A 13,170-nucleotide genomic window follows, 5' to 3' on the forward strand; every position below is an offset into this window, starting at 1 on the left:
GGTCCCTGCAACCGATCTCTCGGGTTCCCCTGCACCCGAAAGTGAGGGAGACGTCTGATGAACCGCACGAGTGCGGCCCGTGTTACCGGTGCCGTGTTGCTCGCCACCGGAGTCGTCACTGCTCTCAGCGTACCGGCGTTTGGCGCCCCTGCCGCACCGAGCGTCCCAACCGGTTCCGACACGGAGAGCTACCCGGCCGAATTGCTCCAGGCGGTGGAGCGTGACTTGGGCCTGAACGCGGATCAGGCACGCGTCCGGTTGGCCTCCGACCAGCAGGCGAGCGAGCTCGCCGAGCAGGCGAAGGCGTCACTGGGCGACGCGTTCGGTGGAGCGTGGATCGACCAGGCGAGCGGCAAGCTGACCGTCGCCGTCACCAAGCCGGGACTCTCCGTGACCGGCGCGGAGACGAAGGTCGTCCAGAACTCGCTCGCGAAGCTCAACGGGACCAAGTCGGTTCTCGACCTCATGAGCGCCCCGGCGAGCATCACCAGCTGGCGGGTCGACGAGAAGTCGAACTCGGTCGTCGTCGAGGTGAACAAGAACACCCGCGACGCGGCCGCCGACGCCTTCATCGCCACCGCGAAGTCCATCGGCTCGACGGTGAAGGTCGAGGAGGTCACCGAGGCCCCGACGCCGCTCTACGACCTGCGCGGCGGTGACGCCATCTACATGGGCAGCGGCGGACGCTGCTCGCTCGGCTTCTCCGTGAGCGGCGGTTTCGTCACGGCCGGGCACTGCGGCACCACGGGCACGTCCGTCTCCGGCTCCAACCGCGTGGCGGCGGGTTCGTTCGCCGGCTCGGTGTTCCCCGGCAGCGACATGGCCTGGGTGCGCACCAACTCCAACTGGACCCCGCGTCCGTGGGTCAACCGCTACAACGGCACGAACGTCGTCGTGAAGGGCTCCACGCAGGCGGCGATCGGCTCGCAGATCTGCCGTTCCGGTTCCACGACCGGGTGGCGCTGCGGCACCGTGCAGGCGTTCAACCAGACCGTGAACTACTCGCAGGGCTCGGTGCGCGGCCTCACCCGCACCAACGCCTGTGCGGAGCCGGGTGACTCCGGTGGTTCGTGGGTGGCGGGCTCCGGCTTCGGCCAGGCCCAGGGCGTGACGTCCGGTGGTTCCGGCAACTGCACGTCCGGCGGCACCACGTACTTCCAGCCGGTCAACCCGATCCTGTCGCGCTACGGCCTCACCCTGACGCGCGGCTAGTTCCCCGCTGTCCGACCGGAAGCGCCGTGGCTCCTGCCGCGGCGCTTCTCCGGTTTCCGAACACACTTCCGGCAATGCCGCCCGTAACACCCCGCCCGTTCGCAACACACTTTCGTGTTTCCCGCCGGGTACGCGGGGGCCCCACGTCCTTTCCATTCGAACGCGGGGACCCCGCGTCCTATAGCCACGTCACGCGGAGGCATCGGTAGGCACTGGCGGATGACACACGGGCGGGTGTGTGACGGGCGAAGGCGGGGCAGGACCTCTGGCGCAGGGCTTCAGCTGAACTGCACGGACCGCTTCGACAAGCCGTACCAGAAGCCGTCGACGCTGGTCCGCGCCTTCTCGTCGCTCGCGGCGCCCAGTGCCACGAACAGCGGCGCGAAGTGCTCGGTCCGCGGGTGGGCGATGCCGGCCGCGGGGGCCTTGTGCTGGAAGTCGAGCAACGCGTCCACGTCGCCCGCCGCGAGCTGCCGGTGCGCCCAGTCGTCGAACTCCTTCGACCACGACGGCGGCGCGTAGTCCGGGCCCGCCGGGAAGTTCACGCAGCTGAGGTTGTGCGTCATGAAGCCGCTGCCGACGATGAGGACGTTCTTGTCCCGCAACGGGGCGAGCTTGCGGCCGATGGCGTGCAGCTCGCGCGGGTCGAGCGTGGGCATCGACATCTGCAGCACCGGCACGTCCGCGTCCGGGAACATCTCCTTCAGCGGCACGTAGGCGCCGTGGTCGAGGCCGCGTGCCTCGTCCTGCTCGACGTGGCCGCCGAGGAGCTTGCGCACGTCCTCCGCCAGCTCCGGAGCGCCCGGTGCCTCGTACTTCACCTGGTAGTAGCGCTGCGGGAAGCCCCAGAAGTCGTAGACCAGCGGCACGGTCGTGGTCGCGCCGATGGTGGTCGGCGCCTCCTCCCAGTGCGCGGAGACCATCAGCACGGCCTCCGGGCGCGGGAGCGTGGCGGACCAGGCCCGCAGCTCGCCGGTCCACGTCTCGTCGTCCGCCAGCGGGGGTGCCCCGTGGCTCAGGTACAGCACAGGTGCGCTCATGACTCCGAGCGTACGCCGTTTTGTTCAAATTTCAACGACTAAGTTCAACCTTGAACGACTTGGCGGCGGCGCCGGGGTCCTCCGCGTCCGTGATGGCCCTGACGACGACCACCCGCGTGGCCCCCGCCGCCTTCACCTCGGACAGGTTCGCCAGGTCGATCCCGCCGATCGCGAACCACGGCCGGTCGCTCCTCGTCGCCCGCACCAGGTCGAGGCCCGGTGCGGGACGGCCCGGCTTGGTCGGGGTCGGCCAGCACGGGCCGGTGCAGAAGTAGTCGACGCCCGGCTCCCCGGCCGCCGCCGTCATCTGGTCCACGTCGTGGGTGGACCGGCCGATCGCCATCTCGTCGCCGATGATCCGGCGCGCGAGCGGCACCGGCAGGTCGTCCTGGCCGAGGTGCAGCACGTCCGCGCCGACCGCGTGCGCGATGTCGGCCCTGTCGTTCACGGCGAGCAGCTTCCCGTGGCGTTCGGTGGCCTCGGCGAGCAGCTCGATCGCCGCGATCTCCTGCTTGGCCTCCAGTGACTTGTCCCGCAGCTGGACGACGTCGACGCCGCCCGCGAGGACCGCGTCCGCGAACTCGGCCAGGTCCGGCCGGTTCGGCGTGCAGAGGTAGAGCGTCGCGTCGGCGAGCCGTTGCCTGATCAGGTTTCCGTCGAGTCCTGGCACGCACGCACGTTAACCGTTATGTTGAAGCCGGTCCGCACGGGAGTCCGGAGAAGACCGGGCTGAGAGGGAGCGTGGTTCGCTCCGACCGTCGAACCTGATCCGGGTCATGCCGGCGCAGGGAGCGTGAATGCCTTGAGCAGTGTGGAAGTGGCCGTCCGGGGTGGCGGCGTCATCGGCCTGTCCGTCGCGCTCGCCGCGGCACGGGCCGGGTTCTCCGTCTCCGTCTCGGACGAGGGTTCGCCGCACGCGGGCTCGCGCGTCGCCGGTGGCATGCTGGCGCCCGTCACGGAGTCGTGGCCGGGCGAGGAAGCCGTGACGGCACAGGGGGTCGAGGCCCTCGCGATGTGGCCGGAGTTCGCCGCGTCCATCGGCGTTCCGCTGTTCACCGCCGGAACGCTGGCCGTCGGCACGCAACCCGGCGACCTCGCCGACCTGAGGCACGCGGGGGAGTTGCTGACGTCACGGGAGATCCGCGCGCTGGAACCGTCGCTGGGCCCCGCTGTGCGCGGCGGCGTGCACGCGGCCGGTGACCTGGCCGTCGACAACCGGCTGTTGCTTTCCGCGCTGTGGAAGGCTTGTCGCGACTTGGGTGTTCGATCCGATGTGGACGGACGTGTCACGGTGATCGCGGCCGGGGCGTGGAGCGGGCAGCTGCACCCCGCGCTGCGTGACGTGATCCGCCCGGTGAAGGGCGAGATCCTCCGCCTGACGCACCGGCCGGGAGCGTTGCCGCCGCCGAGGCACACGATCCGCGCGCTCGTCTCCGGCCGTCCGGTGTACCTGGTGCCCCGCGACGACGGCCTGGTCGTCGGCGCGACCCAGTACGAGGCGGGGTTCGACACCGACGTGTCCGTCGCGGGCGTGCGAGACCTGTTGCGGGACGCGGAGACCGTGCTGCCGGGCATCGCCGAGTACGCGCTGGCCGAGGCCGCGGTCGGGTTCCGCGCGGGCAGCCCGGACAACGTCCCCGTAGTGCGGTGGCTCGAACCCGGCGTGCTCGCCGCGACCGGCCACCACCGCAACGGGTTGCTGCTGGCACCGCACACCGCTCGGCTCGTCGTCGAGCTGCTGCAGGGAGGAAGTTCGTGAGGGCACAGGTGAACGGGACCACCCGCGAGCTGACCGAGGGCACCTCGGTCGCCGCGGTCGTGGAGCTCATGGGAGCGCCGGAGAAGGGCGTGGCCGTGGCGCTCGACGGCGCCGTGGTGCCGAGGGCGTTGTGGGACACCACGACCGTGCCGGACGGCGGCGTCGTCGAGGTGCTGACCGCGGTCCAGGGAGGCTGACGTGGACGACCCGTTGATCATCGCGGGCCGGGAGTTCCGGTCCAGGCTCGTCACCGGCACGGGTGGTGCCGCGAACCTCTCCGTGCTGGAACGCGCCCTGGTCGCGTCCGGCACCGAGCTGACGACCGTCGCGATGCGCCGCGTCGACGCCGCCGGCCAGACCGGCGTGCTGGAGCTGTTGCGGCGGCTGGGAATCGACGTCCTGCCGAACACCGCGGGCTGCCGCACGTCCGCGGAGGCCGTGCTGACCGCCCAGCTGGCCCGCGAGGCGCTGGAGACGAACTGGGTCAAGCTGGAGGTCGTCCACGACGAGGAGACCCTCCTGCCAGACCCGGTCGAGCTGCTCGACGCCGCCGAACGGCTCGTCCTGGACGGGTTCGTCGTCCTGCCCTACACCAACGACGACCCGGTGCTGGCGCGCAAGCTGGAGGACGTCGGCTGCGCGACCGTGATGCCGCTGGGCTCGCCCATCGGCACCGGCCTCGGCATCCGCAACCCGCACAACATCGAGCTGATCACCTCGCGCGCCTCCGTGCCGGTCGTGCTCGACGCGGGCATCGGCACCGCCTCCGACGCCGCGCTGGCGATGGAGCTCGGCTGCTCGGCCGTCCTGCTCGCGACCGCCGTCACCCGTGCCCAGGACCCGGAGCGGATGGCCGCCGCGATGCGCTGCGCCGTCGAGGGAGGCCGTCTGGCGAGGCTCGCCGGAAGGATTCCACAACGCTTTTGGGCCCAAGCGTCATCGCCGGGACTCTGAGGTCGCTACCGTGGGTGCACACGTGTTGGGGGATGATTGACCACTACCTGAATCCCGCCGAGGAGGACGACTAGCCGTGACGGCCCCTACTGACGCCGAGGTCGAGGACGCGACCGCGCGTCTGTACCTGGCGATCGGCCGGCTGGCCCGGTTGCTGCGACGCACCGGTTCCCCCGGACTCGGCCCCGGCGCCGTCTCCGCGCTGGCCACCCTTGCCCGCTGCGGCCCGATGCGCCTGGGCGACCTCGCGACGAAGGAGGGCGTGGCGCCCCCGACGCTCTCGCGCATCGTCGCGGCCTTGGTCGAAGCCGGGTACGTGCGCCGGGAACCCGACCCGCAGGACGGCCGCGCCTGGCTCGCCACCCCCACCCCCGAAGGCGAGAAGATGGTCTCCGGCGTGCGGTCCGCCCGCGTGCAGGAGCTGCAACGCCGCATCGAGCAGCTCACCCCCGAACACGTCGCCGCGCTCGTCAACGCGCTGGACGCGCTCGAGACCCTGGTCGGCGAAGACCAGAAGTAACCTCCTCAGCCCTGCCGCCACCATCGGCCCACCACAGGCCCTTCCAACGCCGACCCGTTCACCCACATGAGCCCCACCAGCCTCAGCTTCCGCCACGCGGGGGCCCTTCGTACTACGTGACAGTACGAAGGGCCCCCGCGTGGCGGAAGAGCGGAGCGGGCGGGAGGGCTGGGTCAGCGGGTGACGTGGTCGGAGAGGGCCTGGTTGAAGGTGGTGAACTCGGCGACGAGCACCTCCCGCGTCTGTCCCAGCACGTCGGTGGCCATCGGGCCGGAGAACGTCTCGACGTTGACCAGCCGCGTGCCGCCGTCGACCGCTGTCAGCTCCCACCGGTGCTGTCCGAAGAACGTGGCCGGGTCGCCGCCCCGCGACGCCACCACGTACGGCTCGACGGACGTGAACTCGCCGTCGAAGTCGCGTTCGAAGGGCGTGCCCCTGGCCGCCTTAACCTTGGCATGCACGCCGTCCACCTGCGTGTACTCCATGACCGGGTTCCAGTTCGCGTACCCCGCGAAGTCCACCAGCACGCGCCACACGTCGTCGATCGGCGCGGGGATGACCAGCTCTGCCCTGACCTCATTTTCCTGCATGGTTGTTCAGTCTAATGACGCCCGCTAGTCTTTTTTCCATCGTCGGGATCAAGGGGCAGGTGCAGCGGCGCGGCGTCGAGCGGCGTCGCGAGATCGTCGACGCCGCGATGGAGCTGTTCGGTGCCAACGGGTTCGCGGGCACGGGGGTCGCGGCCATCGCGAAGAAGGCCGGCGTCACGCCGTCCGCGGTGATCCACCACTTCGGGTCCAAGGAAAACCTGCTGCGGGCCGTCCTCGACGAGTTCGACGCACGGGCCGCGGCACGGGTGCGCGGAACCGACGTCGTCCAGGCGTTGCTGGACGACGCCGAGTACACGATGGCGCACAAAGGACTGGCGACGCTGCACACGGTGCTGCAAGCCGAGCACCTGGCGCGCGACGACGAGGTCACGCGGCGGTTCCGGGAGCGGAACCGGATGCTGCGCGGCCACTTCGCCCGTGTGCTGGGCGAAGCGGCCGCGGTGGAGCTGGTCGCGTTCCTGGAGGGAGCGCTGACGGTCTGGCTGCTCGATCCGGAGACGACCGACCTGAGGGCGATGTACGCCCGCTACCTGTCGAGCCTCCAGAACGGCGAGACCGGACCGTCGCCGCTGCCCAGCGGATAGGCCGCGGCCACCGACTTCACGATGAAGTCCTTGCCGAACCGCACCGCCTCCGGCACCGTCGCGCCGTGGGCGAGTGCCGAGCTGATCGACGACGCGAGCGTGTCACCGGAGCCGTGGGTGTGCTTGGTGTCGTAACGCGGGCCGGGCAGCTCGATGAACTCACGTCCGTCGTAGAGCAGGTCGAGGCACTCCGGGTCGTCCCACATGTGGCCGCCCTTCACGAGCACCCACTCCGGCCCCAGCTCGTGCAGTGCCTTCGCCGCCAGCCGTTGGTCCTCGCGGTCCTTCACCGCGATGCCGGTGATGAGCCGCACCTCGTCGAGGTTCGGGGTCACCAGGGTCGCGCGCGGGAACAGCAGGCCCCGCAACGCGTCCAGCGCGGAGTCGGCCAGCAGCTGGTCGCCGTGCATCGACGCCGAGACCGGGTCGACGACGAACGGCGTCGTCCCGTTCCGCCCGATCCCGACCCGGTCGAGGGCGGGCGTGACGGCCTCGATGATCCGCGCGGACGCCAGCATGCCGGTCTTCGCGGCGTGGAGGCCGATGTCCTCGGCGACCGACACCACCTGTGCGGCAACGGTTTCCGCGGGGATCTCGGCGATGCCCGTGACGCCCAGCGAGTTCTGGACCGTCACGGCCGTCAGCGCGACGCAGCCGTGCACCCCGCACGCGAAGAACGTGCGGAGGTCGGCCTGGATGCCCGCACCACCGCCGGAGTCGCTTCCGGCGATGGTGAGAACCCTGGGTGGTGCCGTGGTCATGAGGTCTCCACGACCGGGAGGTAGACCTTGTTGCCGGTGTCCGCGAACTCGCCCGACTTCTCGGCCATGCCGGCCTCGATGGCCTCCACAGTGGACAGTCCGCGTTCCTCGGCGTAGCGCCGCACGTCCTGGGTGATCTTCATGGAGCAGAACTTCGGCCCGCACATCGAGCAGAAGTGCGCCGTCTTCGCGGGCTCCGCGGGGAGCGTCTCGTCGTGGAACGAGCGCGCGGTGTCCGGGTCGAGCGACAGGTTGAACTGGTCCTCCCAGCGGAACTCGAAGCGCGCCTTCGACAGCGCGTCGTCCCAGTCCTGGGCGCCGGGGTGGCCCTTGGCCAGGTCGGCGCTGTGGGCCGCGATCTTGTACGTGATGACGCCGGTCTTCACGTCGTCGCGGTTCGGCAGGCCGAGGTGCTCCTTGGGCGTGACGTAGCAGAGCATCGCGGTGCCCAGCCAGCCGATCTGCGCCGCGCCGATCGCCGACGTGATGTGGTCGTAGGCCGGTGCGATGTCCGTGGCCAGCGGCCCGAGGGTGTAGAACGGCGCCTCGCCGCACCACTGTTCCTCCAGCCGCACGTTCTCGGCGATCTTGTGCATCGGCACGTGGCCGGGGCCCTCGATCATCACCTGGACGTCCTTGGCCCGCGCGATGTGCGTCAGCTCGCCCAGCGTCCGCAGCTCGGCGAACTGCGCCTCGTCGTTGGCGTCCGCGATGGAGCCGGGCCGCAGCCCGTCACCCAGCGAGAACGTCACGTCGTAGGTGCGCAGGATGTCGCACAGCTCCTCGAAGTGCGTGTAGAGGAAGCTCTCCTTGTGGTGCGCGAGGCACCACGCGGCCATGATCGACCCGCCGCGCGAGACGATGCCGGTCACGCGTTTCGCCGTCAGCGGCACGTACCGCAGCAGCACGCCCGCGTGCACCGTCATGTAGTCGACGCCCTGCTCGCACTGCTCGATCACCGTGTCGCGGTAGACCTCCCACGACAGCTTCGCCGGGTCGCCGTTCACCTTCTCCAGCGCCTGGTAGATCGGCACGGTGCCGACCGGGACGGGGGAGTTGCGCAGGATCCACTCGCGCGTCTCGTGGATGCGCTTGCCGGTGGAGAGGTCCATGATCGTGTCGGCGCCCCAGCGGGTGGCCCACACCATCTTCTCCACCTCGTCCTCGATCGACGACGACACGGCGGAGTTGCCGATGTTGGCGTTGATCTTGACGAGGAACTTCTTGCCGATGATCATCGGCTCGGCCTCGGGGTGCTTGCGGTTCAACGGGATCACCGCGCGCCCGATGGCCACCTCCTCGCGCACGAACTCCGCGTCGAGGTTCTCCCGCGCCGCGACGAAGCGCATCTCCGGGGTGATGATCCCGGCCTTCGCGTACGCGAGCTGGCTGACAGCTCCGTTGATCGGTTCGCGTGCGGCGACCCAGCCGGCCCGGTGCGCCGGTAGTCCACTGTGGACGTCGATGGTCGCGTTCTCGTCGGTATACGGACCGGAAGTGTCGTAGAGGTCGACGTGCTCGCCGTTGGTCAGCTCCACCCTGCGGAAGGGCACCCGGACGTCCGGGGCCACCTCCCGGTACACCTTGCGAGAGCCCGAGATCGGGCCGGTGGTCACACTGGGCTTGACCGAACGGTCGTCAAGTGCCGTCACGACATTCCTCCCTACGCCGGCATTACCCGGTCAGGTTCAGGCGGTCGGTGACACCGGCACCACGGCCAGTCACCCTCTCAGCCCGCTCAGGCGCGAGCTCCCGCGTTCTTGTTGAGTTGTCGTGGCCGACCATAGTCAGCGCGCGCCGTAGCTGCCAAGGGCACGGTTTGGCCCTAATCTCTTCCCCGTGGCGGATCATCAGCCGTTCCCGCCCGGCGCGCGTCGCGGTCAACGTCCCGCCGTGGCTTCGGCGTGCCCTTCGTGCGGTGAGCTCGCCGGACGCGGCTACCCCGACTGCGGCTTCTGCGCCGAGCTGCTCGACCAGTTCTGGCTCGCCGACTGGGAGGCGCTGCGGGCGTCGTCGCAGCTGGCCGACCGGGAGCTGGCCGAGCTGGTGACCTCCGCCGACGTCGGTGAGCACCCCTGGACCTGCGTCGACTGGGCGATGACGCTGCTGGCGTGCTCCCGCTGCGGCGCCGAGCTCGGCACCGGGCCCGTCGAGTGCGTGCGGTGCGCGGTCACCGAGGAGCGCCGGTGGAGCTGGGACCACGCCGCGCACCCGAACACGATGAGCGCGAACGAGCACCTGCTGCGCGTCGCCCGTGCCGCCCTGCGCGCACCCCACCGGCGCCGTCCGGCCGTGGTGCAGGCGTGGCAGCTGGTGCTGCCGTTCCTGATCGCCGGTGAGGTGGTCGAGTTCGGCCGGCTCGAACGCATCCGCGCCCACGTGCTGGCGGGTGGCTACGAGACGATGGCCGCCTGCCCCACGCTGGCCGACCTGGCGGGGCTCTCCGAGCTGTTCTGGCGCCGGGGCGGAGCGAGGTCAACGCGGGTCGAGTACGAGGCGGACTCCGAGCGCCAGCAGCACGCAGCCCGACAGCTTCTCGAGCACCGGCCGGACCCGCGGGCGGCCGAGCCAGCCGCGGACGGTGTGCAGGACCGACACGACGACCAGGTAGTAGACGGTGTCGATCAGGACCCAGGCGGCGGCGAGGACGAGCAGAACCCCCTGGCCGGCCTGCCCGGCAGGCACGAACTGCGGTAGGAACGAGATCGCGAACACGCCGAGCTTCGGGTTGGCCAGGTTCACCACCAGCCCGCTGCGGAACGCGTGGCTCGCGGGCGGCGGCTCCTCACCCGGCAGCGTCTTGCCGACCAGCGCCTTCACGCCCAGGTAGACCAGGAAGACCGCGCCGCCGATCCGCAGCGCGTGGTAGGCGATCTCCGACGCCGTGAGCAGCACCGAGATGCCCAGGGCCGCCGCGACCGCCCAGCACGCGACGCCGGCCTCCATCCCGAACACCGTCGCCAGCGCCGCTCGCCGCCCGTGCACCGACTGTCGCAGGACCAGGGCGGTGCCCGGTCCCGGCGACAGTGCGATGAGGAACGAGGCCGCGGCGAACGCGACGATGCTGTCGAGTGGCATGTCCCGATGGTCCCGGCGGCGGCAACCGGTTTCTTGACCTGGAGCGCGCTCCAGGAGGTGAGGTGGTGCCCATGACCTTGGAACTGGGGAAGCTGGGATTCGGCACGTGGGCCATGGGCGGCCCGATGACGTTCGAGGGACAGCCGGTCGGCTGGGGCCCGACGGACGACGAGGAGTCGCTCAAGGCGCTGCGCAGGGCCTTTGACCTGGGCGTTCGCTTGATCGACACGGCGGACGTCTACGGCTGCGGGCACGCCGAGACGCTGGTGGGGCAAGCGTTTGCGGACGTGCGGGACGAGGTCGTGCTCGCGACCAAGTGGGGCGACGAGTTCGACCAGGAGAAGCGGGAGCTGACCGGCTACAACGGCACCGTCGAGTACCTGCGCCGCGCCGTCGAGGGGTCGTTGCGGCGGCTCGGCACCGACCGCATCGACCTGTACCAGCTGCACCTCGGCGACCTTGGCCTGGACGAGGCGGCACTGCTGCGCGACGAGTGCGAGGCTCTGGTCGCGGCGGGCAAGATCCGCTTCTACGGGTGGAGCACCGACGACCCGGAGCGGGCGCGGTTCTTCGCGGAGGGCGAGCACGGGATCGCGGCGCAGGCGGACATCAACGTGCTGATGGACACACCGGACATGTACCGGGCGGCGGAGGAGGCCGGGTTCACGGTCCTGTGCCGCCGCCCGCTGGCGATGGGCCTGCTGGCCAGGGACGCGTTCGCCGAGCTGCCCTCCGACGACGTGCGCGCCTCGGACCCGGCGTGGCTGCTGTTCTTCCGCGACGGCAAGCCGACGCCGGAGTACTTCCGGGCACGGGAGGCCGTGCGGGACGTGCTCACGTCCGGCGGCCGCACGCTCGTGCAGGGCGCGCTGGCGTGGTTCTGGGCGCGTTCTCCCCGGCTGGTGCCCATCCCGGGCGTCCGGACGGTGGCGCAGGTCGAGGAGAACGCGGGCGCGCTCGAGCTCGGGCCGCTCACGCCCGGCGAACTGGCGCAGGTCGAGTCGGTGCTGCGCGGCTGACCCCGTCCGGGGTCAGTCCTCGTCGTCGCCGAAGTTGGCGGGATCGGCCGGGTCCCAGGAGAGGTCCGGCTGGTTCCAGTCGTTGTCGCGCAGCATCCGCTTCGCCTCCTTCTTGTACCGCCCGACGAGGCGGTCGAGGTAGGTGAAGCCGTTGAGGTGGTCGGTCTCGTGCTGCAGGCAGCGGGCGAAGAAGCCGGTGCCCTCGACCTCGAACGGCTTGCCGTCGAGGTCGAGCCCGGTGACCTTCGCCCACCGGGCGCGTCCGGTCGGGTACGCCTCACCGGGCACGCTCAGGCAGCCCTCGAAGTCGTCGTCGGGGTGCGGCATGGTCTCCGGCACCTCGGACGTCTCCAGCACCGGGTTGCAGATCGCGCCGCGGTGCTGCGTGCCCTCGTCGTCCGGGCAGTCGTAGACGAACAGCCGCAGGTCGATGCCGATCTGGTTGGCCGCGAGGCCGACTCCGCGAGCAGCCGCCATCGTCTCGAACATGTCGTCCGCGAGCGTCTTCAGCTCGGCGTCGAACGCGGTGACCTCGCGCGTCGGGTGGTGGAGCACGGGGTCGCCAACGATGCGGATGCGGTGCACGGCCATGGTCAGACTTTAAGCGACCGAAAAGTGTCGGTGTCGCGCGGTAGGTTGGAGACGATCACATGATTGAATTGCCCACACCTGAGATGGTGTGGCGACCGTGGGGAGCCAGATGGATCACACCGAGACGCTCACCTCCGCTGACGGCCTGACGAGCCGTGAACGCACGATGCTCGCCTTCGAACGTCAGTGGTGGAAGTACTCGGGATCCAAGGAACAGGCCATCAGGGAACTGTTCGACATGTCCGCCACCCGCTACTACCAGCTGCTGAACGGCCTGATCGAGTCCGAAGCCGCGATGGCGGCCGACCCGATGCTGGTCAAGCGGCTGCGGGGCGTGCGGACAGGCCGCCAAAGGGTGCGCGCACGCGCCAGGAGCACCGAGGACCGATGACCTCCCCCGAGTCCGCAAGTCCCTCCCGTCCGGCCAAGGCCGCCGGCTTCGCCCTGCTCGGCGTCGCCGCCGTGGCGCTGGTGATCGGCGTCGTCAGCCTGTTCAGCGGGGGGTCGGACACCCCGCCGTCCGCCGAGGGCTCGTCGACACCCCCGCCCGCCACGTCGGCGGCCGAGTCGTCCCCCACCGAGTCCTCCGCCACCGAGTCGTCGGCCGCGCCCACGACGGAGTCGTCCGCGCCGCCCGCCACCACCTCGGCTGCGCAGCCCCCCGCGTCGTCCGCCGCCGTGGCGCTTCCGCCGGTCACCCAGCCGGGGGCCCCGAAGGAGCCGGTGCGCGTCTACAACAACTCGACGATCGGCGGGCTCGCCGGCAAGGCGTCCGACGAGGTCAAGGCCAACGGCTGGACCGTCGCCGGCACCGGCAACTACTCGCAGGGCATCATCCCGACCACGACCGTCTACTACCGGCCGGGCACCGCGGAGGAGGCTTCCGCGAAGGAGCTCGCCGCGTTGCTGCGGGCACGGGTGGAGCCGCGGTTCGACGGGATCGAGTCGTCGGCGCCGGGGATCATCCTGATCGTCACCAACGACTACCAGGGCGTCTCGAAGAACAAGTGACGCGGTTCGCACGCGTATTGTCGCGCAATT

The 13,170-nt window shown here is 70.5% G+C and carries 16 protein-coding genes and 1 riboswitch; of the genes, 9 read left to right on the forward strand and 7 right to left on the reverse strand.

Translation table 11 applies throughout. From position 1 onward, the window contains the following. Positions 1-225: 225 nt before the first annotated feature. Entirely contained in the window at positions 226-1,212 is a 987-nt protein-coding gene (locus BLT23_RS30065) for a S1 family peptidase (RefSeq protein ID WP_342713708.1), read from the forward strand. 278 nt (positions 1,213-1,490) lie between these two features. Here the strand turns inward: BLT23_RS30065 and BLT23_RS30070 are convergent, their stop codons facing one another. Further along, the gene (locus BLT23_RS30070; protein ID WP_090055023.1) at positions 1,491-2,252 is read right to left on the reverse strand and encodes a dioxygenase family protein; all 762 of its coding nucleotides are present in this window, start codon (positions 2,250-2,252) and stop codon (positions 1,491-1,493) included. A gap of 31 nt (positions 2,253-2,283) precedes the next feature. Next, a complete protein-coding gene (gene thiE, locus BLT23_RS30075; RefSeq protein WP_090055026.1) occupies positions 2,284-2,922 on the reverse strand; it encodes a thiamine phosphate synthase in 639 nt (212 codons plus the stop codon). A 26-nt stretch (positions 2,923-2,948) separates the two neighbouring features. Continuing rightward, positions 2,949-3,060, forward strand: a riboswitch (TPP riboswitch). 3 nt (positions 3,061-3,063) lie between these two features. Here thiE and BLT23_RS30080 point away from each other — a divergent pair. The 4 genes from BLT23_RS30080 to BLT23_RS30095 all read left to right on the forward strand — a co-directional run bounded on the left by BLT23_RS30080 (position 3,064) and on the right by BLT23_RS30095 (position 5,485). Further along, positions 3,064-4,011: an FAD-dependent oxidoreductase gene (locus BLT23_RS30080; RefSeq protein WP_342713709.1), complete on the forward strand. Its 948-nt coding sequence runs from the start codon at positions 3,064-3,066 to the stop codon at positions 4,009-4,011. Beyond that, positions 4,008-4,208 (forward strand): sulfur carrier protein ThiS, encoded by a 201-nt coding sequence (gene thiS, locus BLT23_RS30085; RefSeq protein WP_090055031.1) that lies wholly within the window; start codon positions 4,008-4,010, stop codon positions 4,206-4,208. Before BLT23_RS30080 ends, thiS begins: the two co-directional genes overlap by 4 nt. Before the next feature lies 1 nt (position 4,209). Continuing rightward, the gene (gene thiG / locus BLT23_RS30090) at positions 4,210-4,965 is read left to right on the forward strand and encodes a thiazole synthase (protein WP_090055033.1); all 756 of its coding nucleotides are present in this window, start codon (positions 4,210-4,212) and stop codon (positions 4,963-4,965) included. 76 nt (positions 4,966-5,041) lie between these two features. Then, the gene (locus BLT23_RS30095) at positions 5,042-5,485 is read left to right on the forward strand and encodes a MarR family winged helix-turn-helix transcriptional regulator (RefSeq protein WP_090055036.1); all 444 of its coding nucleotides are present in this window, start codon (positions 5,042-5,044) and stop codon (positions 5,483-5,485) included. Between the two features lie 173 nt (positions 5,486-5,658). On the opposite strand, the gene BLT23_RS30100 is transcribed toward BLT23_RS30095, so the two are convergent. Then, positions 5,659-6,075, reverse strand: coding sequence for an SRPBCC domain-containing protein (locus tag BLT23_RS30100; RefSeq protein ID WP_090055038.1), 417 nt, complete (start codon positions 6,073-6,075; stop codon positions 5,659-5,661). A 14-nt stretch (positions 6,076-6,089) separates the two neighbouring features. On the opposite strand from BLT23_RS30100, the gene BLT23_RS30105 reads away from it, so the two are divergent. After that, positions 6,090-6,680, forward strand: coding sequence for a TetR/AcrR family transcriptional regulator (locus BLT23_RS30105; protein ID WP_218133937.1), 591 nt, complete (start codon positions 6,090-6,092; stop codon positions 6,678-6,680). On the opposite strand, the gene thiD is transcribed toward BLT23_RS30105, so the two are convergent. The 3 genes from thiD to BLT23_RS30120 form a co-directional block, all read right to left on the reverse strand. Continuing rightward, positions 6,623-7,441, reverse strand: a complete 819-nt coding sequence (gene thiD / locus BLT23_RS30110; protein ID WP_090055040.1) for a bifunctional hydroxymethylpyrimidine kinase/phosphomethylpyrimidine kinase — start codon at positions 7,439-7,441, stop codon at positions 6,623-6,625. The genes BLT23_RS30105 and thiD overlap by 58 nt on opposite strands. Continuing rightward, positions 7,438-9,093 (reverse strand): phosphomethylpyrimidine synthase ThiC, encoded by a 1,656-nt coding sequence (gene thiC / locus BLT23_RS30115; protein ID WP_090055042.1) that lies wholly within the window; start codon positions 9,091-9,093, stop codon positions 7,438-7,440. The genes thiD and thiC overlap by 4 nt, the downstream gene beginning before the upstream one ends. Before the next feature lie 823 nt (positions 9,094-9,916). Further along, positions 9,917-10,519, reverse strand: a complete 603-nt coding sequence (locus BLT23_RS30120; RefSeq protein ID WP_090055044.1) for a LysE family translocator — start codon at positions 10,517-10,519, stop codon at positions 9,917-9,919. A 71-nt stretch (positions 10,520-10,590) separates the two neighbouring features. Between BLT23_RS30120 and BLT23_RS30125 the strand changes: the two genes are divergently transcribed. After that, positions 10,591-11,538 (forward strand): aldo/keto reductase, encoded by a 948-nt coding sequence (locus BLT23_RS30125; protein WP_090055441.1) that lies wholly within the window; start codon positions 10,591-10,593, stop codon positions 11,536-11,538. Between the two features lie 12 nt (positions 11,539-11,550). On the opposite strand, the gene BLT23_RS30130 is transcribed toward BLT23_RS30125, so the two are convergent. After that, positions 11,551-12,129, reverse strand: a complete 579-nt coding sequence (locus BLT23_RS30130) for a peptide deformylase (RefSeq protein WP_090055046.1) — start codon at positions 12,127-12,129, stop codon at positions 11,551-11,553. 109 nt (positions 12,130-12,238) lie between these two features. Between BLT23_RS30130 and BLT23_RS30135 the strand changes: the two genes are divergently transcribed. Further along, positions 12,239-12,520, forward strand: coding sequence for a DUF3263 domain-containing protein (locus BLT23_RS30135; RefSeq protein WP_090055444.1), 282 nt, complete (start codon positions 12,239-12,241; stop codon positions 12,518-12,520). Then, positions 12,517-13,140, forward strand: a complete 624-nt coding sequence (locus tag BLT23_RS30140; protein ID WP_090055048.1) for a LytR C-terminal domain-containing protein — start codon at positions 12,517-12,519, stop codon at positions 13,138-13,140. Before BLT23_RS30135 ends, BLT23_RS30140 begins: the two co-directional genes overlap by 4 nt. The last annotated feature ends 30 nt before the right edge of the window (positions 13,141-13,170 follow it).

The sequence above is a fragment of the Lentzea fradiae genome (assembly GCF_900100955.1).
Lineage (GTDB): Bacteria > Actinomycetota > Actinomycetes > Mycobacteriales > Pseudonocardiaceae > Lentzea > Lentzea fradiae.